Here is a 19,886-nt window from a genome sequence, read left to right as displayed (position 1 = left end):
GCATGCGGAAGGTGACTGTGCGGTCAGCGCAGGGCGGTCTCGTCGGCGTCGTCGGTGCCGGCCGAGGGTGCCGGCGTCGCACCGGTCGGCGGCAGCTCGACGACCCGGCCACGCGGCCACGGGCGGGCCCAGCCGCCCATCTCCAGCAGGGTGGCCAGCACCCCGGCGGTGAACCCCCAGACCAGCATGCCGCGCGCCGAGAACGCCGGCCCGATCCAGCCGCTGGGGTGGCGGACCCGCAGCCGGTTGGCCGGGTCGACCAGCTCGCTGACTGGCAGCCGGGCCACGTGCGCCACCTCGGCGGGCTCCCGGGGGTGCACCGGGTGCGGGTCGTGCCACCAGGCCAGCACCGGGGTGACCACGAAATCGCTGACCGGGATCCACAGCTTTGGCAGCTCGGCCAGCACTGTCACGCTCGCCGGGTCGAGGCCGACCTCCTCGTTCGCCTCGCGCAGCGCGGTGGCGCGGACGTCGGTGTCCTCGGGGTCGGCTGCGCCACCGGGAAAGGCCGGCTGACCAGCGTGGTTGCGCAGGGTGGCGGCGCGCTGCAGCACGAGCACGTCGGGGCCGGCGCCGGGCTGCTCGCCGAGCAGCACAAGCACGGCGCTCTCCCGGCCGCCCTGGGCCGGGGTGGTCAGTCGGGTGAAGTCCTCCGCACGGGCGGTGCCCAGCCGGGCCAGCAGCGGCTCGATCCACTCCGGCGGGCGGCGGGTCACGCCGACACCGCCAGGCCGAGGTGCTGACGGACCAGCTCGGCGAGTCGGGCGTCGTCGAGCGCGCCGGTGGCGTCGATGTGCCGGATCCGGCCCTGCGCGTCGACGAAGAGGGTCAGCGGGATGGCGTTGCGGTTCAGCGCCCGTTGCAGCGCCTCACCCTGGTCGACCAGGATCGGGAACCGGACGCCGAAATCCTCGCCGATCGACTGGGCGCCGCTTCGGCTGTCCCGGCTGTTCACCCCGACCACCTGGAGCCGGCCGGCGGCGCGCTCGCTGAGCCGCTGGAAGGCGGGCAGTTCCTTGCGGCACGGCGGACACCAGGACGCCCACACGTTGATCACAGCCGGCCCGGCCACGTCCCGCACCGCGACGGGAGCGCCGCCGGTGAAGCAGGCCAGGCTCAGCTCCGGCAGCAACTCCCCGCCGGTGGCGGGTGCCGCCGTGGCCGCGCCCGCCGTGGGTGCCGTGCTCAGCGCGGCGCAGTCCCGAAACGGCGACGGGCGCTCGGCGGCGGTCGCCCTGGGCACGGGGGCGTCGTCCGCGCCGGTGGTGCACCCGGCGACGACGAGCAGCAGCAGCGGCAGGACCAGCAGGGCGAGGCGCCGGTTCACGGCACCTCCGCGGCAACCGCCTGGGCGGGCACCAGCTCCGGGTCGACGCCGGCGGCCGCCGCGAGGTCGCGCGCCCGGGGCCCCTTGAGCAGCTTGGCGGCGGCGGCCGGCTCGGTCGGCCCGGTGCCGTACGAGGGGCAGAGCCTGGCCAGCGTGCACGCGCCGCAGGCCGGCTTGCGGGCATGGCAGACCCGTCGCCCGTGGAAGATGATCCGGTGCGACAGCATTGTCCAGTCGCGCTTGTCGTACAGCGCGCCGACCGCGTGCTCGATCTTGACCGGGTCGGTCTCGGTGGTCAGCCGCCACCGGTGGACCAGCCGCTGGAAGTGCGTGTCGACGGTGATGCCGGGGACGTCGAAGGCGTTGCCCAGGATCACGTTGGCGGTCTTGCGGCCGATCCCGGGCAGCGTGACCAGGTCGACGAGCCGGCCGGGGACCTGGCCGTCGTACCGGTCGAGGAGGGCCTGACCGAGCTTGAGCAGTGAGTCGGTCTTGTTGCGGTAGAAGCCGGTGGGCCGGATCAGCTCCTCCATCTCGCCCCGGTCCGCGCCTGCGTACGCCGCGGCGGTCGGGTAGCGGGCGAAGAGCTTCGGAGTGACCTCGTTGACCTTCTTGTCCGTGCACTGCGCGGAGAGGATGGTGGCGACGGCCAGCTCCAGCGGGGTGGAATGGTCCAGCTCACAGTGCGCGTCGGGGTGTGTCTCGGCCAGCACCCGGCCGATCTTTCGGGCACGCCGTTTGCGCCCGAGGTCGGTCTCGCTGGCACCGGGAGGGCTACTGGTCACGACGGTCAGCCTACGTCGCGCCCCGCACGTACCCGCCGGGTCAACCGCCGGTCGGCGCGGAGATCTTGCCCTGCCCGTCCAACCGGGCGCCGCCCTTGGGAAAGTCGCTGCGGCTCAGCTCGGTGACCAGGCCCAGGCCCCGGTCGTCCGGGTCCATCGTCGGCTTGCCTGCGGAGTTCATGTACGTCGAGGCGAACGAGCCACCGGCCCACGTGCCGTCCGGCTTCAGCGACACCTTGAGCACACCGCCCCAGCCGAGCCGGCCGTCGTTGCTCAGCGAGTTGCCCCCACCGGCGAAGTTGCCCAGGCTGTACGCGATCAGCCGACCCCGGTAGAACTCCATGCCGCGCAGCACGTGCGGCCCGTGCCCGACGATCAGATCCGCGCCGGCGTCGATCATGGCGTGCGAGAACTTGACCGGGTCGCCCCGGTTCTCGCCCAGGAACATCTCGGTGCCCGGCTTCACGCGGGTCTTCTCGACGCCCTCGCCACCCATGTGCACCTGCACCACGACCAGGTCCGCCATCGTGGCGGCCTTGGCGACCACCGCCTTCGCCTTGGTGATGTCGACCAGGCTGTTGGACCAGACGTACGACGAGAAGCCGGCCACGGCGACCTTGACGCCCTTGACGTCGACCACGGTGATCTGGTCGGGGGCGCCGGTGTGCTCCAGGTCGTACTTCTCCAGCGCCTGCTGGGTGTTCCGGTAACCCTTCGGCCCGTAGTCGTAGCCGTGGTTGTTGGCCTGGTTGAGCACGTCGAAGCCGGCGTCCCGCAGGTGCGCGGCGTACTCCGGTGGGGCGCGGAACTGGAAGCAGCGGGTGGAGTTGACCCCGCACTTGCCGGTGCCGGTGTCCACCGTCAGCGGCTCCTCCAGGTTGCCCATCACCAGGTCGGCCTTGAGCGCCCCGGTGACCGAGTTGAAGAAGCCCTTCCCGCCGGCGGCGGGCAGCCGGTTCGGCGCGTTGCCCATGATGATGTCGCCGGTGGCGGAGAGCGAGATGGCGCCGCCGGAGGTCGTCGGGCCGCCGCTGCCCTTCGGGCCGGCCGTCGCCACCGGCGCGCCGGTGCCACCGCCGCCGGCACCCGGCTGCCAGACGGGCGCCTCCGCGGAGTCCGCACAGCCGGCGACGAGCAGGGCGGCCAGCAGCGCGGCGAGGCCGAGGGCCACGCGGCGGCGCGGGCGGGGGGTGAGGGGCTCGGGAGCGTACATCGTTGGCGACCCTACCGGTCGTTAAACGCGCCGACGAGGGCCGATCGGCCGGAAGTTCAGCCGGTGAGGCGCTCCGACCAGGGCACGACCGGCCGGTCGCCGCCGGCGAACACCGCGGCGTGCACCGCTCGGGCCAGCGGGCCGCCCCAGACGGAGCGCGGCCCGCCGTACGCGGCCTCCGGCCCGTCCACCGGACAGAGCACGGTGACCGCGTCGGTCGGCGTGCCGGTTCCCGGCAACCCCAGGTCCCTGATCGCCTGGGTCTTCGCCTCGGTCGCGGTGGCCACCGCGTTGACCAGAGCTGAATCGGCGAGCCGGGCCGGCACGTACACCACGATGTTGACCGTTCCGACCCGTTGGGTGAGCGCGGCCGGAGCCGGCGCGGCGGCCGGCACCGGGATACCGAGCCCGACCGTCGCCCAGGCCCGAACGCCGGTGTCGCTCCGGCTCACCACCTCGCCCACATCGACGCCGGTCAGCAGGCCCACCCCGGGCCCGTCGAGGGCCAGGTCGGTGGCGAGCGAGGCCAGGTGCGCGGCCGGGTCGTCCCGGTCGTACGACATCGGCACTGTGGCGTTGACGACCCAGCGCCGGACGCCGATCCCACCGCCCAGCGGGCCGCTGCTGACGGCACGCAGCGGCCCGTCCGCGCGCCAGACGAGCAGCGGGATGTCCCGCCCGTCCTCGGTGCGGCTGGTCAGAATCGGCTCGCTCAGCACGTCGGGCAGGTTACGCCCACCGATCAAGATTCCAGGGGCGACCTCTGATTCATGCTCACGTGCGCCTAGACTTGGCGGCGCGCGAGGGGATCAGCGGACGGCGGACCCGGCCGACGGACGGCACGCGCAACCGGAGGTGCGCGATGGACGAGGTACTGGCCCGCAGCGGGATCTTCCAGGGTGTAGACCCGGAGGCTGCCGAGGCGCTCGCCAAGGAGATGGAGACGATCGAGGTCCGCAAGGGCGAGGTCGTCTTCAATGAGGGCGAGCCCGGTGACAGCCTCTATATCCTGCTGTCTGGAAAGATCAAGGTTGGACGCCGCGCGGCGGACGGCCGGCAGAACCTGATCGCGGTGATGGGCCCGTCGGACATGGTCGGTGAGCTGTCGCTCTTCGACCCGGGTCCGCGTACGGCGACCGCCACTGCGGTGACCGACACCCGGCTCGTGCGGCTGCGCAAGCAGGCGCTGCGACCGTGGCTGAACAACCGTCCGGAGATCGCCGAGCAGCTGCTCCGGGTGCTCGCCCGGCGGCTGCGCCGGACCAACGACTCGCTCGCCGACCTGATCTTCACGGACGTGCCGGGTCGGGTCGCCAAGAACCTGCTCCAGATGGCCGGTCGGTTCGGCACCCGCGACGGTGGCGTGCTGCGGGTGACCCACGACCTCACCCAGGAGGAGATCGCCCAGCTCGTCGGCGCCTCCCGGGAGACGGTCAACAAGGCGCTTGCCGACTTCGCCTCGCGCGGCTGGCTGCGGCTGGACGGCAAGAGCATCATCATCCTGGACCCGGAGCGCCTGGCCCGCCGCGCCCGCGTCTGAGCAGCACGTCCGTCCCCGCCCGCCGTCGATGACGGTGGGCGGGGACGTCTCGTTGTGGCCTGGCGCGCACCGCGTTCTCCTCTGCCCGGCGCAGAATCGCTGGACGGTGTGCCGGTCCGGCGGGAGGGTGGGGCGATGCTGAGCCGAGTCGCCGTCCTGTCCGACGTCCACGGGGTGCTGCCCGCACTGGAGGCGGTGCTGGCCGAACCGGACGTCGCCGCCGCCGACCTGATCGTGCTCACCGGCGACATCGCCGCCGGCCCGCAACCGGTCGAGGTGCTCGACCTGCTCGCCGGCCTCGGCGAGCGGATCTGCTGGGTCGGGGGCAACGCCGACCGCGAGCTGGTCGAGGCCCGCGCCGGCCGGCCCGCCTCGATCGAGGTGTCGAACTGGGCCGCCGGGCAGTTGCGCGAGGACCAGGTGGCCCGGCTCGCCGCGCTGCCGAAAACTGTGACGCTGGAGATCGACGGCCTCGGCCCGACGCTGTTCTGCCACGCGACGCCCCGCGACGACGAGGAGGTCGTGCTCGTCGACTCCCGGATGGCACGCTGGTCGGAGGTGTTCGCCGGCCTCCCGCCGGAGATCGGCACGGTGGTCTGCGGCCACACCCACATGCCGTTCGCCCGCCTGGTCGACCGCCGCCTGGTGGTCAACGCGGGCAGCGTCGGCATGTCGTACGGCGGAGCGGGCGCGTGGCGGGCGCTGCTCGGGCCGGGGGTGCAACTACGCAGCACCGCGTTCGACGTGGACGCGGCCTGCGCTCGGGTGGCCGCCGAATCCACCTTCCCCGATGCCGTCGCCTGGGTCGACGAGTACCTGCGCTCCCAGTACAGCGACGCCGAGGCGCTGGCGGTCTTCGCTCCGCGCGACGGTCGCTGAGAGGCGGCACCCGTCGTCGCGGAGGCCGAGAAAAAGTCAGTCTTGACTGTTTGTTTCGTAGGCCGCAGGCTGTGCCCATGTCCACCGCATCGACGCGTGTCCCTCAGCAGGAGCGCAGTCGGGCCACCCAGGCCCGACTGCTGGAGGCCACCGTCGACTGCCTGGTCGAGCACGGCTGGTCCGGCACCACCACGACCGTCGTCGCGGCCCGGGCCGGAGTCTCGCGGGGCGCCCAGCTGCACCACTACCCCACCAAGGCCGCGCTGGTCACGGCCGCCGTCGCCCACCTCGCCGAGCGCCGAGCCGACGAGCTGCGCACCGAGGCGGAGGCGTTGCCGGCCGGGCCGCAGCGGCTGGACCGGGTGATCGACCTGCTCGGCGTGGCCTTCACCGGGCCGCTCTTCGTGGCCGCGCTCGAACTCTGGGTCGCCGCCCGCACCGACCGGGAGCTTCGGGAAGCCCTCGTCCCTCTGGAGGCGACGGTCGGCCGGGAGATGCACCGGCTCACCGTCGCCCTCCTCGGCGTCGACGAGCGCCGCCCCGGCGTCCGGGAGGCGGTGCAGGCCACCCTCGACCTGCTTCGTGGGCTGGGCGTGGCGAACCTGCTCAACGACGACTCGGCCCGGCGTACCGCCCTGTTGACCACCTGGAAGCGCCAGCTCGCCGCTCTGCTCACGCCCTGACCGCCGGCCGCACCGGCCCGCACCGACCGGAGGCACAATGGTTGACCTCAGCGACCTGCTCACGGACCTGGCCGACGAGTCCGACCAGGTGGACGCCCTGGTGGCTCCGCTACCGGCGGCCGACTGGGCCCGGCCGACCCCCGCGCCGGGCTGGAGCATCGCGCACCAGGTCGCCCACCTCGCCTGGACCGACCACGTGGCGCTGCTGGCCGCCACCGACGCGGCGGCCTTCTTCGCGACGGTGAGCGCCGCACCCGATCCGGCCCGACTGGTCGACCACGGCGCCGAGCAGTTCCTCGCCCCGCCGGCCGAACTGCTGGCCCGGTGGCGCGCCGGCCGGACGGCGCTCGCCGCCGCGCTGGCCGCCGTCCCGGCCGGCGAGAAACTGCCCTGGTACGGCACCCGGATGTCGGCCACCTCGATGGCGACCGCCCGGATCATGGAAACCTGGGCGCACGGCGAGGACGTGGCCGACGCGCTCGGCGTCGTCCGCCCCGCCAGCGACCGGCTCCGGCACGTGGCGCACCTCGGCGTGCGTACCCTCGGGCACGGCTTCGCCGCGCACGGCCGACCGGCACCGACGGCGCCGGTCCGGGTCGAGCTGACCGGGCCCGGCGGCGACACGTGGAGCTGGGGTCCGGCGGACGCCGCCGACCGGCTGACCGGCCCGGCCCGGGACTTCTGCCTGCTGGTCACCCAGCGCCGGCATCGCGCGGACCTCGCGCTGCTGGCCACCGGGCCGGTCGCCGACGAGTGGCTCGACGTGGCGCAGGCCTTCGCCGGCCCGTCGGGCGCCGGCCGGGAGCCGTCCGCGACGCCGGGTGGCGAGCACGGAGTACGGGCGTGATCCGCATCGGCAACGCCTCCGGGTTCTACGGCGACCGGTTCACCGCCTGGCGGGAGATGCTCGACGGCGGCGAGCTGGACGTGCTGACCGGCGACTACCTGGCCGAGCTGACCATGCTGATCCTGGGCCGGGACCGGCTGCGCGACCCCGATCTGGGCTACGCGAAGACCTTCCTGCGCCAGTTGGAGACCTGCCTCGGCACCGCCCTCGACCAGGGGACGCGGATCGTGACGAACGCCGGTGGATTGAACCCGGCCGGCCTCGCCGCCGCCATCACCCGGCTCGCCGACCGGCTGGACCTGCCGGTGCGGGTCGGGTACGTCGAGGGCGACGCGATCCAGCGGCCCGACGCGTTGACGGCGAACGCCTACCTTGGCGCGTTCGGGATCGCCGCCTGCCTCGACGGCGGGGCGGACGTGGTGGTCACCGGGCGGGTCACCGACGCGTCGCTGGTGGTCGGCCCGGCCATCGCCCGCTACGGGTGGGGCCGCGACGACCTGGACGAGCTGGCCGGGGCGACCGTCGCGGGGCACCTCGTCGAGTGCGGTGCGCAGGTCACCGGCGGCAACTTCAGCTTCTTCACCGAGCTGCCCGATGGCGGGCACCGGCCCGGCTTCCCGATCGCCGAGGTGCACCCGGACGGCTCCACTGTGCTCACCAAGCATCCGGGCACCGGCGGTGCGGTCACGGTGGAGACGGTCACCGCCCAACTGCTCTACGAGGTCGGCGGGCCGGCGTACCTGGGGCCGGACGTGGTGACCCGGTTGGACAGCGTGAACCTGCGCCCCGACGGGCCGGACCGGGTCCGGGTCTCCGGCGTCCGGGGCACGCCTCCGCCGGCCACCCTCAAGGTGGGCGTCAACAACCTCGGTGGCTTCCGCAACTCCATGACATTCGTGCTCTGCGGGCTGGACATCGAGGCGAAGGCGGCCCTGGTCCGGGGGCAGGTCGAGGAGGCGGTGGGCAAGGACGGGCTGGAGTTCGTGCTGGCCCGGACCGACCATCCGGACGCCACCGACACCGAGGCGGCCAGCGCCCTGCTCCACGTGCACCTGCGCGACAGCGACCGGACGCGGGCCGGTCGGGCCTTCTCGGCAGCGGCGGTGGAGTTGGCGCTCGCCTCGTACCCGGGCTGCACCCTGACCACCCTGCCGGGCGACGCCACCCCGTACGGCGTATTCACCGCCGACACTGTGCCGCAGGACGCGGTGGCGCACGTCGCGGTGCTGCCCTCCGGCGAGCGGGTGCCGATCGCGCCACCGCCGACCACCCGTTTGCAGGGGCCCCTTGTACAACAAAATCCGATAACAGGGGGCCCTTCCTCACCGCGGACCCGGCGGGGGGCACTCGGGGAACTGGTAGGCGCTCGGTCGGGGGACAAGGGCGGGGACGCCAACCTCGGCGTCTGGGCGCGCTCCGACGCCGGGTACGCCTGGCTGCGCCACTGGTTGACAGTCGAACGGCTGGCCGAGCTGCTGCCGGAGACGGCACCGCTGGCGGTGCAGCGGTACGAGCTGCCGAACCTGCGAGCGGTCAACTTCGTGATCGAGGGCCTGCTCGGGGCCGGGGTGGCCGCGTCCACCCGGTTCGACCCGCAGGCCAAGGCGCTCGGCGAGCTGCTGCGCTCGCGGATCGTCGACCTGCCCGCCGACGTGCCGACGGGAGTGGCTTCGTGAGCATCGTGGACACCCCCGAACGCCGACAGCTGCGCGAGCTGACCCGGGCTTTCGTGACCCGGGAGGTGCTGCCGCACCTGGACGAGTGGGAGCGGGCGGGCGAGGTCCCCCGGGCACTGCACGCCACCGCCGCGAAGCTCGGCCTGCTCGGCATCGGCTTCCCCGAGTCCGTCGGCGGCAGCGGCGGCGACCTGCTCGACTCGATCCTCGTCACCGAGGAGCTGATCCGCTCCGGCGGCTCGTCCGGCCTGGTCGCGGCCCTGTTCACGCACGGCATCGCGCTGCCGCACATGGTCGCGGCGTCCGGTGCGCGTACCGGCGGGTCGCTGGGCGGCCGGCTCGGCGGCGCGTCGACGCCCGATGCCGACGACCTGATCGAGCGGTACGTCCGGCCCACCCTGGCCGGCACGATGATCGGGGCGTTGGCGATCACCGAACCGGACGGCGGTTCGGACGTGGCCGGCATCCGTACCACCGCCCGTCGGGACGGCGACCACTACGTGGTGAACGGGTCGAAGACCTACATCACCAGCGGGCACCGGGCCGACTTCGTGACCACCGCGGTCTGCACCGACTTCCCGGGCAGTGGCCAGCTCAGTCTGCTGGTCATCGACAAGGGCAGCCCCGGGTTCACCGTGGGGCGCCGGCTGGAGAAGCTGGGCTGGCACTGCTCGGACACGGCCGAGCTGTCCTTCGTCGACGTGCGGGTGCCGGTGGCCAACCGGATCGGTGCGGAGAACACCGGCTTCCTGGCGATCATGCAGCACTTCGCCCCGGAGCGGCTCTCGCTGGCCACCCAGGCGTACGCCACGGCGCAGCGCTGCGTCGAGCTGGCGGTGCGTTGGTGCCGGGACCGGGAGACCTTCGGCCGCCCGCTGGCCAGCCGGCAGCTGGTCCGGCACCGGCTGGCCGAGATGCACACCCGGGCCGAGGCGGCGCGGTCGTACGTGCACGAGGTGGCCGGCCGGGTGGCGGCCGGCGAGCCGGTGGTGACCGAGGTGGCGATGGCGAAGAACTTCGCGGTGGCCGCGTGCGACCACGTCGTCGACCAGGCGTTGCAGCTGCACGGCGGCTTCGGCTACCTGCGCGACGCCGAGGTGGAGCGGCACTACCGGGACGCCCGGATTCTCGGCATCGGCGGCGGCACCACCGAGATCATGAACGAGATCATCGCGAAAGGCATGGGCCTGTGAGCACCCTGGACAGTGCTATCGACCCGTCCGCAGCCGGGTACGCGGCGAACCGGGCAGCGTTGCTGGAGCGGCTGGCCGCGCTGGACGCCGCGCTGGACCAGGCCCGGGCGGGCGGCGGCGACAAGTACGTGACCCGGCACCACGCCCGCGGCAAGCTGCTCCCCCGGGAGCGGATCGAGCTGCTGGTGGACGCCGACAGCCCGTTCCTGGAGTTGTCGCCGGTCGCCGCCTACGGCACCGACTTCCCGGTCGGGGCCAGCGTGGTCACCGGCATCGGCGTGGTCGAGGGCGTCGAGTGCCTGATCGTCGCCAATGACCCGACGGTCCGCGGCGGCGCGGTCAACCCGTGGTCGCTGGCCAAGACCCGGCGGGCCGGGGAGATCGCGCTGGCCAACCGGCTCCCGATGGTCAATCTTGTCGAATCGGCCGGGGCGGACCTGCCCACCCAGGCGGAGATCTTCATTCCGGGCGGCCGGGTGTTCCGCGACCTGACCCGGCTCTCCGCGGCGGGCATCCCCACGGTCAGCGTGGTATTCGGCAACGCCACGGCCGGTGGCGCGTACGTGCCGGGCATGTCCGACCACGTGATCATGATCCGGGACCGGTCGCAGGTCTACCTGGCCGGGCCACCGTTGGTGAAGATGGCGACCGGCGAGGTCACCGACGACGAGTCGCTGGGCGGCGCGGCGATGCACGCGGGCACGTCCGGGCTCGCCGACTACCTGGCCGAGGACGAGCGGGACGGCGTCCGACTGGCCCGGCAGTGCGTACGCCGGTTGAACTGGCGCAAGCAGGGCCCGTCACCGCGCACGGCGGTCCCGCAGCCGCCGAAGTACGACCCGGAGGAGCTGCTCGGCATCGCCAGCGCAGACCTCAAGGTGCCGTTCGACCCGCGCGAGGTGCTGGCCCGGATCCTGGACGGCAGCGACTTCGACGAGTTCAAACCGGCGTACGGTGACGCGCTGGTGACCGGCTGGGGCGAGCTGCACGGGTATCCGGTGGGTGTCCTGGCCAACGCCCGGGGGGTGCTGTTCAGCGAGGAGGCGCAGAAGGCGGCGCAGTTCATCCAGCTCGCCAACGCCGCCGACACCCCGCTGGTCTTCCTCCAGAACACCACCGGCTACATGGTCGGCACCGAGTACGAGCAGCGCGGCATCATCAAGCACGGTGCTCTGATGATCAACGCGGTGTCGAACTCGACGGTGCCGCACCTGACGGTGAACCTGGGCGCCTCGTACGGGGCCGGCAACTACGGCATGTGCGGCCGGGCGTACGAGCCGAGGTTCCTGTTCACCTGGCCGAACGCCAAGTCGGCGGTGATGGGCCCGGCGCAGCTCGCCGGCGTGCTGTCCATCGTGGCCCGGCAGGCCGCCGCCGCCCGCGGGCGCGACTACGACGAGGAGTCCGACGCGGCGATGCGGATGATGGTCGAGCAGCAGATCGAGTCGCAGTCCGGGGCGCTGTTCCTCTCCGGCCGGCTCTACGACGACGGGGTGATCGACCCCCGGGACACCCGGACCGTCCTCGGGCTCTGCCTCTCGGCGATCCACAACGGCCCGGTGAAGGGCGCCGACCGTTTCGGCGTCTTCCGGATGTAGGGGCGGAGCAGACATGATCAACCGACTTCTGGTGGCCAACCGGGGGGAGATCGCCCGCCGGGTCTTCGCGACCTGCCGGGCGCTGGGCGTGGAGACGGTCGCCGTGCACTCGGACGCGGACGCCGCCGCGCCGTTCGTCGCCGAGGCCGACCAGGCGGTCCGGCTACCGGGGGACACGCCGGCGGAGACGTACCTGCGGGTGGAGAAGGTCCTGGACGCGGCCCGCCGCAGTGGCGCGGACGCCGTCCACCCGGGCTACGGCTTCCTCGCCGAGAACGCCGAGTTCGCGGCGGCGGTGACCGACGCCGGCCTGACCTGGGTGGGGCCGCCGGCCAAGGTGATCGCCGCGATGGGCGACAAGCTGGCCGCGAAGGCGCTGCTCGCCGAGGCGGGCGTGCCGATGCTGCCCAGCTGGACCGACACCGACGAGATCGTCGACTTCCCGGTGCTGGTCAAGGCGTCGGCTGGTGGCGGCGGGCGCGGGATGCGGATCGTCCGGGACGCCGGGGGGCTGGCCGAGGCCGTCGCCTCGGCGCGCCGCGAGGCGGCTGCGGCGTTCGGCGACGGCACGGTCTTCATCGAGCGGTACGTCGAGCGCGGCCGGCACGTCGAGGTACAGATCATCGGCGACACCCAGGGCCGGGTGGTGTCCCTCGGCGACCGGGAGTGCTCGATCCAGCGCCGGCACCAGAAGATCGTCGAGGAGGCACCGGCGGTCGTCCCGTCGCGGGTGCGTGCGGCGTTGCACGAGGCGGCGGTCGCGGCCGGTCGCGCGGTCGACTATCTGGGTGCCGGCACTGTGGAGTTCCTGCTCGCCCCGAGCGGGGAGTTCTTCTTCCTGGAGATGAACACCCGACTCCAGGTGGAACATCCGGTCACCGAGCTGTGCACCGGGCTGGACCTGGTCGGGCTGCAACTGCTCGTCGCCGAGGGGGAGCCGCTGCCGGCGGCCCTGCCGGGCAGCACAGGGCACGCGATCGAGGTACGCCTCTGCGCCGAGGACGCGTCCGCGAACTGGCGGCCGGCCACCGGCACCCTGCACCGGTTCACGGTCCCCGGGGTGGCCTCCGAGTTCGGCGCGCTGGCCGCCCCCGGGCTGCGACTCGACTCGGGCGTGGTGGCCGGCTCGACGGTCGGCGTGCACTACGACTCGATGCTGGCGAAGCTGGTCGCCTGGGGCCGGACCCGGGCCGAGGCGACCCGGCTGCTGTCCACCGCGCTCGCACGGGCCGAGCTGCACGGGGTCACCACCAACCGGGATCTGCTGGTCCGGGTGCTGCGCAGCCCGGCGTTCGCCGCCGTGGAGATCGACACGGGGTTCCTGGACCGACATCCCGAGGTCTTCGCCCCGCTGCTGCCGGCGGCGAAACTCCAGTTGGCCGCGCTGGCCGCCGCGCTCGCCTCGGCCGCGGGCCGCCGCGCCGAGGCTCGGGTGCTCGCCGGGCTGCCGTCGGGCTGGCGCAACGTGCCCGCGGTTCCGCAGATCACCCGCTTCAGCGGACCGCACGGCGAGGTGGAGGTCCACTACCGGCTGGACCGTACGGGCGGGCTCGCCGAGTGGTCGGCGACGTCGACCGGCGAGGCGGCGACGACGGGTGCCGAAGGGCCGGCCGTGGCGCTGGTCGAGGCGGCTCCGGAGCGGGTCGTGCTCGACGTCGACGGCGTGCGGCGCGCGTACCGCGTACACCGGGCGGGAACGGCGGTCTTCGTGGACGGCCCGGACGGGGCGGCGAGCCTTGCCGAGATGCCGCGTTTCCCGTTGCCCACCGCGGAGCTGGCCGCCGGGTCACTGCTCGCGCCGCTGCCCGGCGCGGTGACCCGGGTGCACGTCGAGGTCGGCCAGCGGGTCACGGCCGGCGATCCGCTGCTCACGCTGGAAGCGATGAAGCTGGAACATCCCGTACTCGCCCCGACCGACGGCGTCGTCGCCGAACTGCCGGTGCCGGCCGGCGGTCAGGTCCGCACCGGTGCCGTGCTGGCCGTGGTCAATCCTGAGGAGGACGCCCGATGACCTTCGACCTCACCCCCGAGCAGGACCAGCTGCGCGACGCCGTGCGGGGGCTGGGCCGCCGGTACGGCCACGGCTACTTCGTGGAGAAGGCGAAGGCCGGCGAGCACACCACCGAACTGTGGGCCGAGGCCGGCCAGCTCGGCTACCTGGGGGTCAACATCCCCACCGAGTACGGCGGCGGGGGCGGCGGCATCACCGAGCTGGCCATCGTCTGCGAGGAGTTGGCAGCCGCCGGCTGCCCGCTGCTGCTACTGGTGGTCTCCCCCGCCATCGCGGCAACCGTCATCAACCGGCACGGCACCGAGGCGCAGCGCAAGCGGCACCTCCCAGGCCTCGCCGACGGCTCCCAGAAGATCGTCTTCGCGATCACCGAGCCGGAGGCCGGCTCCAACTTCCACCGCCTGGGTACTGTGGCCCGCCGCGACGGCGACGGCTGGCTGCTCTCCGGCCGCAAGTGCTACATCTCCGGGGTCGACGAGGCCGACCACGTGCTGGTGGTGGCCCGTACCGAAGACTCGTCGACCGGCAAGCTGAAGCCCGCGCTGTTCCTCGTGCCGACCGACGCGCCCGGGCTGACCCGGTCCAAGCTGGACATGGAGATCCTGTCTCCGGAGAACCAGTTCCTGCTCTACCTGGACGACGTGCGGCTGCCCGCCGACGCGCTGCTCGGCGAGTCGCTGGAGGCGGGCCTGCCGGCGCTCTTCGCCGGGCTGAACCCGGAACGGATCACCGTGGCCGCGATGGGTGCCGGCACCGGCCGGTACGCCATCGAGCGGGCCAGCGAGTACACCGCCACCCGCAAGGTCTGGGGCGGCCGGAGCATCGGCTCGCACCAGGGGGTGTCGCACCCGCTGGCGCACGCGGCGGTGCAGGTCGAGCTGGCCCGCCTGATGATCCAGAAGGCGGCCACCCTGTACGACGCCGGCCGCGATCTGGAGGCCGGGGTGGCCGGCAACATGGCCAAGTACGCCGCCGGGGAGGCCGCCGCGCTCGCCGTGGACACCGCCGTCCAGGTGCTCGGCGGCGCCGGCATGACCACCGAGTACGGGGTGGCGACCCTGCTCGGCGCGGTCCGGGCCGGCCGGATCGCCCCGGTCAGCCGGGAGATGATCCTCAACTTCGTCGCCCAGCACGTGCTCGGCCAGGAAAAGTCGTACTGACCCGGCCTGCCGGGTCCGTCGCTCAGCTCGGGGCGCGGCAGGCGGCGTCGATCCGGTGCACCGGTCGGACCCGGCGACCCATCCCCTCCAGCAGCGAGTCCTCGACGTGGAAGTCGTGGATCCGCAGCCGGTGCCGGGGCAACTCCTCCTCGCTCGGGCAGAGCACCTGGGCGCGGACCAGCTCGACCGGCACGTACCGCACGCCGCCCCGCTCCTGGAGGATCACCATGTTGACGTCGTCGGTGGTCACCACGTGCCCCCGAACGTCCTCGGTGGGCCCGTTCTCCGCGCCCACCGTGGTGACGGTCAGCGGCAGCACCGGCGTGCTGATCACCGGCAGCGCGGCCCAGACCAGTGTGGCCAGCACCGCCACCTCGGTCACCGACGCCAGCGGCCGGATCACCACGCCGGGCAGCGGCCCGGCGATGAAGAGGGCCAGCACCGGCGGCACCACGATGAGCGCCAGCACAAGCAGCTCGCCCTGCTTCCCGGCGTCGCGCAGCGTGGGCAGCACCAGCCAGCCGTACCCGGCGAGCAGCACGACGATCAGCAGCAGCCGTGGCACGACCCGTTCGTGCAGCCGCCCCGGGCGGAGCTGGAGAGCGGCCACGAACGCCGGCAGCAGCAGTGGCAGGTAGAGCAACGGCCAGGTGAGCAGGGCGAGCAGGAAGCTGGCCAACACGAGCCAGGCCGGGGTGAGATCGGCCCAGCGGGCGAACAGCGGGCGGCGGCGGGTGCCCGGCGGCAACCGGTCCACACTGACGGCCAGCACCGCGCCGAGCGCGAAGACCGCGACCAGCCCGGTGGAGAGCAGCCGGGCCGCGGTGGTCAGGAAGCCGGCGAGCAGGTTGACCGGCCCGACGTTGGCCACCAGCAGCAGCGTGGTCTGGAGTTCGCCGCCGGCCTCCACGCCGAGCCGGAGCACCGAGAAGATGGCCGGTACGCCCACCACAGCGGTCCAGAACGACTGGCTGGCCCGGGCTCGCCGCTCCGCCGGGTCCCACCGCACCCGCCCCGGCTCGACGTCGGCGAGCGATTCGGCGGGTTCGGCGACCGGCACACCCGCCGGCCAACCTGCGACGACGTCCGCCTCGACGCCGGGCGGAACCTTGGTAACCGGAGCGGTACCGGTGGGCGCGGGCGCCCGACGCGGCGGGACCGGGTCATCCGCGCCCGCTGCGCCGGTGGCGGTCGGCGCCGTGCTCACCGCCGGGGCGCCTTGTCGTCGAAGTCGACAAGCTTCGGCACGTCCAGCGGCTGCGGCTGCCGCTTCTCGGCCCGCAGCCACGGGCCGAGCGTCCGGTTGTACGCGGTCTGCCAGGGGCTCGCCTGCCCGTCCCGGCCCTGCTGGTAGCTCTTCTGCAGGAAGAACGCGACCAGGTCGCGCAGGGCGGGGTCACCGATCGGGACGCCGATGCCCAGCAGCTCGCTGGTGCCGAACGGCATGTCCACGATCTCGAACTCCTTGGGGAAGCTGGCCAGGAAGCCGGCGAGGATCGCCTCGTCGGAGCTGACCGCGTCGTACCGGCCTTTCCGAATGCCGTCGACGCAGTCACCGACGTCCTTCACCACGAACGTCTTGACCTGGTGCTTCTCCAGCTCGGCCTCCGTGGTGGAGCCGCCGCTGGTGCAGATCTTGTAGGCCGGGTCACGGAGGTCCTCAATGGTGCGGATCCGGTCCTTGAGCCGGGTCGGCACCATCACCTCCTGGGTCGTGACGAAGTACGGCCCGGCGAAGCTGACCAGCTTCTTGCGGTCCTCCGTCATGGAGAAGCTGGAGACCACCAGGTCGACAGTGCCGCCCTGCAGGGCCGGGATGCGGTCCTCCGTGGACACCGAGACGAACTCCAGCCGCTGGTCGCCCTCGTAACCGAGCGAGGCGGCGACGTACCGGCCGATCTCCACGTCGAAGCCGACGTGCTGGCCGTTGCGCAGCTCGCCCATCAGCGGCTCGTTGGTGGCGACGCCGATGCGCAGCTTCGACTGGCCGTAGATGTGCGTCTCGCGCAGCTTCTCCTGCACGGACGACAGGTCCGGCTGCTGACGGCTGTCGCAGCCGGCCGCGGCGGCCAGGCTGAGGGTCAGGGCGACCGCCAGCGTCGTCGCGATCGAGCGGAGCCGGGTCTGGGCACTGCGTGTGTTCATGGGCGACCTCGCTGACGGAACCAGCCTGCGGGACACCGAGAGTAGCGACTTGGAGCCAGTCCGTGTGGACGCCTATCGGCCATGCCGGCCGGCCCGGCAGGGCGGCGGTGGATGTCGTGCCAGGGTGGCCGCGCGGTTGACAGCGGGCCCTGTGACGACATGCTGGACGGGTGAGTCGATTGTCCAGGTCCAATGCGCGGACGGTAGCGGTGGTCGCGGCGCTGGGAGCCCTTGCGCTGCTGGTCATGCTGGTCGTCTGGCGCCGTCAGGACCTTCTCGGCGTGGTCCTCGCGTTGTTCTGCGTCCTGCTGACAATGGTGGCCGGGGTGTCCGTGTCCGCCGCCCGGCAGGGCGACGATCCGGAGCCGGTGGACCGTCCGTTCGCCGCCGGGCCGCCCGAGTTGATGCCGTACGGGATCGACGCGGACACCCTCGAAGCTCTGGACAGCCGGGACGCGTTGCGTGCGGTGCGTGACCGGCGGCGCGGGTTGGGCGGGCTCAGCGACCGGTGAGCGTGGGCGCGGCCAGCGCGTCGACGCCCCGCCCGGCCAGGCACCGGTAGGTCCGTTCGACGCTGCCGTCCACCGGCGGCAGCACCTCCAGGTGCCAGCCGACCGGCTCGGTGATTCCCGTGGTCAGTCGGAACGTGGTCGTGCTGCACACCTGGCGCACCGGCTCGGCCGTGACCACGTCGTCGTATTCGGCGCCGACCAGCGACACCGGCAGGACACCCTCGGCGTACGTCTCCCAGGTGTGCCGCCCGGTGCAGGGGACGCGGGCCGCCTCGGCGCGGGTGCCGCGGATCCGCACGGGGCCGAAGCACTCCAGTTCGGGCAGGCAGCGGGCACCCTCGGGCAGAGCGGTCGGCGCGCCGGTGCCGGTCGTGCAACCGGGCAGCGGCCCGGTCGCTGGCGCGGCGACCCGGCTGACCGAGGGGGACGGCTCGGGTGGTGGGCCGCTGCCGGCCATCCAGGCGCCGGCGCTGGCCGAGGCGGCGAGTGCGAGCGCCCCGGCTCCGCCGAGGAACCAGCGTCGCCAGCGCCGACCGGCGGGGACCGTCGGGTGGACGTCCTCAACCGGGGGGCGCGGCGCCGGCTGGCCGGCGATGTAACCCGTCCCGCCGCTGACCGGGGCACCGCTGACCGGCGCCGACGGCGGGCCGAGCGGCAGGCTGGCGAGCAGGTCGTGCAGTTCGAGAGCGGAGGGCCGATCGGCCGGGTCGTTGGCCATGCCGGCGCGGAGTACGTCGATCAGCTCGTCCGGCACGCCGGGCAGGCGGGGAACCGGCTGGTTGAACATCTCCAGCACGGTGACGAGGCTGGGGTTGCGCTCGGACTGCCAGCGTGGCGGCCGGCCGTGCATCACCGCGTAGAGGGTGGCGCAGAGCGCGTACACGTCGACGGCCGGCGACGGTGGGCTGTGGTTGAACATCTCCGGCGGCGCGTACGCCGGGGTGAGCACCTCCAGGGTGACCGAGGCGTCCCGGGCCTCGGCCAGCACGGCCAGCCCGAAGTCGGCCAGCACGGCCGAGTTGAAGTGCGAGTAGAGGATGTTCGCCGGCTTCACGTCCCGGTGCAGCACCCCGGCCGCGTGCGAGTGGGCCAGCGCGTCAGCGATCTTCAGGCCGAGGTCACGGGCCTCCACCGGGCCCAGCGGCGAGGTGCGCATCCGTTCGGCGTACGACCCGTCGCAGAGCTCCATGATCAGATACGGGTGCTGGTCGACGGTGACCCCGACGTCGAAGAGGTCGACCACGTGCGGGTGTGACGACATCCGCCCGGCCGCTCGCGCCTCGCGCAGGAAGCGGGCCTGGTCGCGCTCGCTGTCCAGCGTGCGGTTCTCCACCTTGACGGCGACCTCGCGGCCCACCGAGATCTGGGTGGCCTTGTAGACGGTCGCGTAACCGCCTCGGGCAAAAACCCGCAAGTCGGTCAGACCGGGCACATTCGGCACCGGCAAGCCGCCGGTCGGGGTGTCGGTCACTGCTCGAAAATACCCAACCCTGCCGGTGGCTCAGCGCACCGCGTCCGCCGGAGCGGCACCGGCCGCGCCGGGCCCCTCTCCGACGTCGTCGGCCACGTCCGTGCCATCAGCGGTCGCAGCGGTGCGTTCCTCCGTCGCGCCAGCGCCGGCCGGCGCACTCCTACCGGCGTCCAGGCGCAGGCCGACGGCGGTGGCCAGCGCGCCAAGGCCCTCCCAGGCGGCCACCCCGAAGAACCGGTCGGGAGCGATGTCGCTCAGCACGGCGATGGTGAACACGGTGAACGTGACCAGCCGGAAGACCACGGTGAACCGGTAGAACGCCCGCCACTCGGTCACCGTCGCGAGCAGGTAGTAGACGCCCATGTTGAACGACGCCATCGAAGACGCCAGCAGGAAGGTGCCGGTGTGGTCACCAACGGCACGCGTCGCCGGCACCTCGAACCCGAGCATGCGCAGCTGCGCCTCCGGCCAGAGCAGCCCAACCGCGCCCATCCCCAGCGCCAGCACGCCGAAGACCGCGATGGTCCAGCCCGCGATGGAACGCGGCAGCTTCATTAAGGGCCTCCCCAGGCACGGCGACGTTCACCAATGTGGACCGGCACACGGTGGTGACACGCTAGCCGCTCACCCCGAACACCACATCCCCGAAACCGTCAGAACCAGATCCCCATCCCGCCCCGCCGCCGCGCCCCTGCCTCGCCGCCGCCGCGGCGCCCTGCCTGGCCGATCTAGGGCAAATAGTGGCGAGTTGATCTCCTAGAGCAGCAATCGTCCCTAGATCGACGCGCGCCGGGGCGCGGGCGGGGCGGGCGCGGGCGGGGGCGGGGCGGGGGCGGGGCGCGGGCG

The 19,886-nt window shown here is 73.2% G+C and carries 19 protein-coding genes; 10 read left to right on the top strand and 9 right to left on the bottom strand.

The window, feature by feature from the left end; all coding sequences use genetic code 11:
* Window positions 1–23 precede the first annotated feature (23 nt).
* The 5 genes from GA0070607_RS14120 to GA0070607_RS14100 are packed head-to-tail and all read right to left on the bottom strand — an operon-like array spanning window position 24 to window position 4,044.
* The gene (locus GA0070607_RS14120; protein WP_089018617.1) at window positions 24–716 is read right to left on the bottom strand and encodes an NUDIX hydrolase; all 693 of its coding nucleotides are present in this window, start codon (window positions 714–716) and stop codon (window positions 24–26) included.
* Window positions 713–1,327, bottom strand: a complete 615-nt coding sequence (locus tag GA0070607_RS14115) for a TlpA family protein disulfide reductase (protein WP_089018616.1) — start codon at window positions 1,325–1,327, stop codon at window positions 713–715. Before GA0070607_RS14115 ends, GA0070607_RS14120 begins: the two co-directional genes overlap by 4 nt.
* Window positions 1,324–2,112 carry an endonuclease III gene (gene nth, locus GA0070607_RS14110; RefSeq protein ID WP_089018615.1) on the bottom strand — a complete coding sequence of 263 codons (789 nt, stop codon included), beginning with the start codon at window positions 2,110–2,112 and terminating at the stop codon, window positions 1,324–1,326. The genes GA0070607_RS14115 and nth overlap by 4 nt, the downstream gene beginning before the upstream one ends.
* Before the next feature lie 40 nt (window positions 2,113–2,152).
* Complete coding sequence (locus GA0070607_RS14105; protein WP_089018614.1) at window positions 2,153–3,325, bottom strand: CapA family protein; 1,173 nt, start codon at window positions 3,323–3,325, stop codon at window positions 2,153–2,155.
* Between the two features lie 56 nt (window positions 3,326–3,381).
* On the bottom strand, window positions 3,382–4,044 hold the full coding sequence (locus tag GA0070607_RS14100) for an adenosylcobinamide amidohydrolase (RefSeq protein WP_089018613.1): 663 nt from the start codon (window positions 4,042–4,044) through the stop codon (window positions 3,382–3,384).
* A 143-nt stretch (window positions 4,045–4,187) separates the two neighbouring features.
* On the opposite strand from GA0070607_RS14100, the gene GA0070607_RS14095 reads away from it, so the two are divergent.
* The 9 genes from GA0070607_RS14095 (at window position 4,188) to GA0070607_RS14055 (ending at window position 14,912) form a co-directional block, all read left to right on the top strand.
* Complete coding sequence (locus tag GA0070607_RS14095; protein ID WP_007073398.1) at window positions 4,188–4,865, top strand: Crp/Fnr family transcriptional regulator; 678 nt, start codon at window positions 4,188–4,190, stop codon at window positions 4,863–4,865.
* A 135-nt stretch (window positions 4,866–5,000) separates the two neighbouring features.
* Window positions 5,001–5,744, top strand: coding sequence for a metallophosphoesterase family protein (locus tag GA0070607_RS14090; protein ID WP_089021848.1), 744 nt, complete (start codon window positions 5,001–5,003; stop codon window positions 5,742–5,744).
* A gap of 77 nt (window positions 5,745–5,821) precedes the next feature.
* Window positions 5,822–6,427 (top strand): TetR/AcrR family transcriptional regulator, encoded by a 606-nt coding sequence (locus GA0070607_RS14085; protein WP_089018612.1) that lies wholly within the window; start codon window positions 5,822–5,824, stop codon window positions 6,425–6,427.
* Window positions 6,428–6,464: 37 nt separating this feature from the next.
* Window positions 6,465–7,274, top strand: coding sequence for a TIGR03084 family metal-binding protein (locus GA0070607_RS14080; RefSeq protein WP_089018611.1), 810 nt, complete (start codon window positions 6,465–6,467; stop codon window positions 7,272–7,274).
* A gap of 56 nt (window positions 7,275–7,330) precedes the next feature.
* Complete coding sequence (locus GA0070607_RS14075; protein ID WP_231931159.1) at window positions 7,331–8,950, top strand: acyclic terpene utilization AtuA family protein; 1,620 nt, start codon at window positions 7,331–7,333, stop codon at window positions 8,948–8,950.
* Window positions 8,947–10,143, top strand: a complete 1,197-nt coding sequence (locus GA0070607_RS14070) for an acyl-CoA dehydrogenase family protein (RefSeq protein WP_089018609.1) — start codon at window positions 8,947–8,949, stop codon at window positions 10,141–10,143. Before GA0070607_RS14075 ends, GA0070607_RS14070 begins: the two co-directional genes overlap by 4 nt.
* The gene (locus tag GA0070607_RS14065) at window positions 10,140–11,741 is read left to right on the top strand and encodes an acyl-CoA carboxylase subunit beta (RefSeq protein WP_089018608.1); all 1,602 of its coding nucleotides are present in this window, start codon (window positions 10,140–10,142) and stop codon (window positions 11,739–11,741) included. The genes GA0070607_RS14070 and GA0070607_RS14065 overlap by 4 nt, the downstream gene beginning before the upstream one ends.
* A gap of 13 nt (window positions 11,742–11,754) precedes the next feature.
* Window positions 11,755–13,752, top strand: a complete 1,998-nt coding sequence (locus GA0070607_RS14060; protein WP_089018607.1) for an ATP-binding protein — start codon at window positions 11,755–11,757, stop codon at window positions 13,750–13,752.
* Complete coding sequence (locus GA0070607_RS14055; protein ID WP_089018606.1) at window positions 13,749–14,912, top strand: acyl-CoA dehydrogenase family protein; 1,164 nt, start codon at window positions 13,749–13,751, stop codon at window positions 14,910–14,912. The genes GA0070607_RS14060 and GA0070607_RS14055 overlap by 4 nt, the downstream gene beginning before the upstream one ends.
* Before the next feature lie 22 nt (window positions 14,913–14,934).
* Here GA0070607_RS14055 and GA0070607_RS14050 read toward each other — a convergent pair whose 3' ends face one another.
* Entirely contained in the window at window positions 14,935–16,119 is a 1,185-nt protein-coding gene (locus GA0070607_RS14050; RefSeq protein ID WP_089018605.1) for a hypothetical protein, read from the bottom strand.
* The gene (locus GA0070607_RS14045) at window positions 16,116–17,057 is read right to left on the bottom strand and encodes a transporter substrate-binding domain-containing protein (RefSeq protein WP_089018604.1); all 942 of its coding nucleotides are present in this window, start codon (window positions 17,055–17,057) and stop codon (window positions 16,116–16,118) included. Before GA0070607_RS14045 ends, GA0070607_RS14050 begins: the two co-directional genes overlap by 4 nt.
* Window positions 17,058–17,227: 170 nt before the next feature.
* Here GA0070607_RS14045 and GA0070607_RS14040 point away from each other — a divergent pair, with 170 nt between their 5' ends.
* Window positions 17,228–17,569 (top strand): hypothetical protein, encoded by a 342-nt coding sequence (locus GA0070607_RS14040; RefSeq protein ID WP_157743154.1) that lies wholly within the window; start codon window positions 17,228–17,230, stop codon window positions 17,567–17,569.
* Here the strand turns inward: GA0070607_RS14040 and GA0070607_RS14035 are convergent.
* Both GA0070607_RS14035 and GA0070607_RS14030 read right to left on the bottom strand, forming a co-directional pair.
* Entirely contained in the window at window positions 17,556–19,040 is a 1,485-nt protein-coding gene (locus tag GA0070607_RS14035) for a serine/threonine-protein kinase (RefSeq protein WP_089018602.1), read from the bottom strand. The two genes, GA0070607_RS14040 and GA0070607_RS14035, sit on opposite strands and share 14 nt — an antisense overlap.
* A 30-nt stretch (window positions 19,041–19,070) precedes the next feature.
* Window positions 19,071–19,595 carry a hypothetical protein gene (locus GA0070607_RS14030; protein ID WP_231931031.1) on the bottom strand — a complete coding sequence of 175 codons (525 nt, stop codon included), beginning with the start codon at window positions 19,593–19,595 and terminating at the stop codon, window positions 19,071–19,073.
* Window positions 19,596–19,886: the final 291 nt, after the last annotated feature.

The organism is Micromonospora coriariae (assembly GCF_900091455.1).
In the GTDB taxonomy this organism is placed as follows: domain Bacteria; phylum Actinomycetota; class Actinomycetes; order Mycobacteriales; family Micromonosporaceae; genus Micromonospora; species Micromonospora coriariae.
Note: the sequence above shows the minus strand (reverse complement) of the source record. Positions and strands in the feature narration are given on the sequence as shown.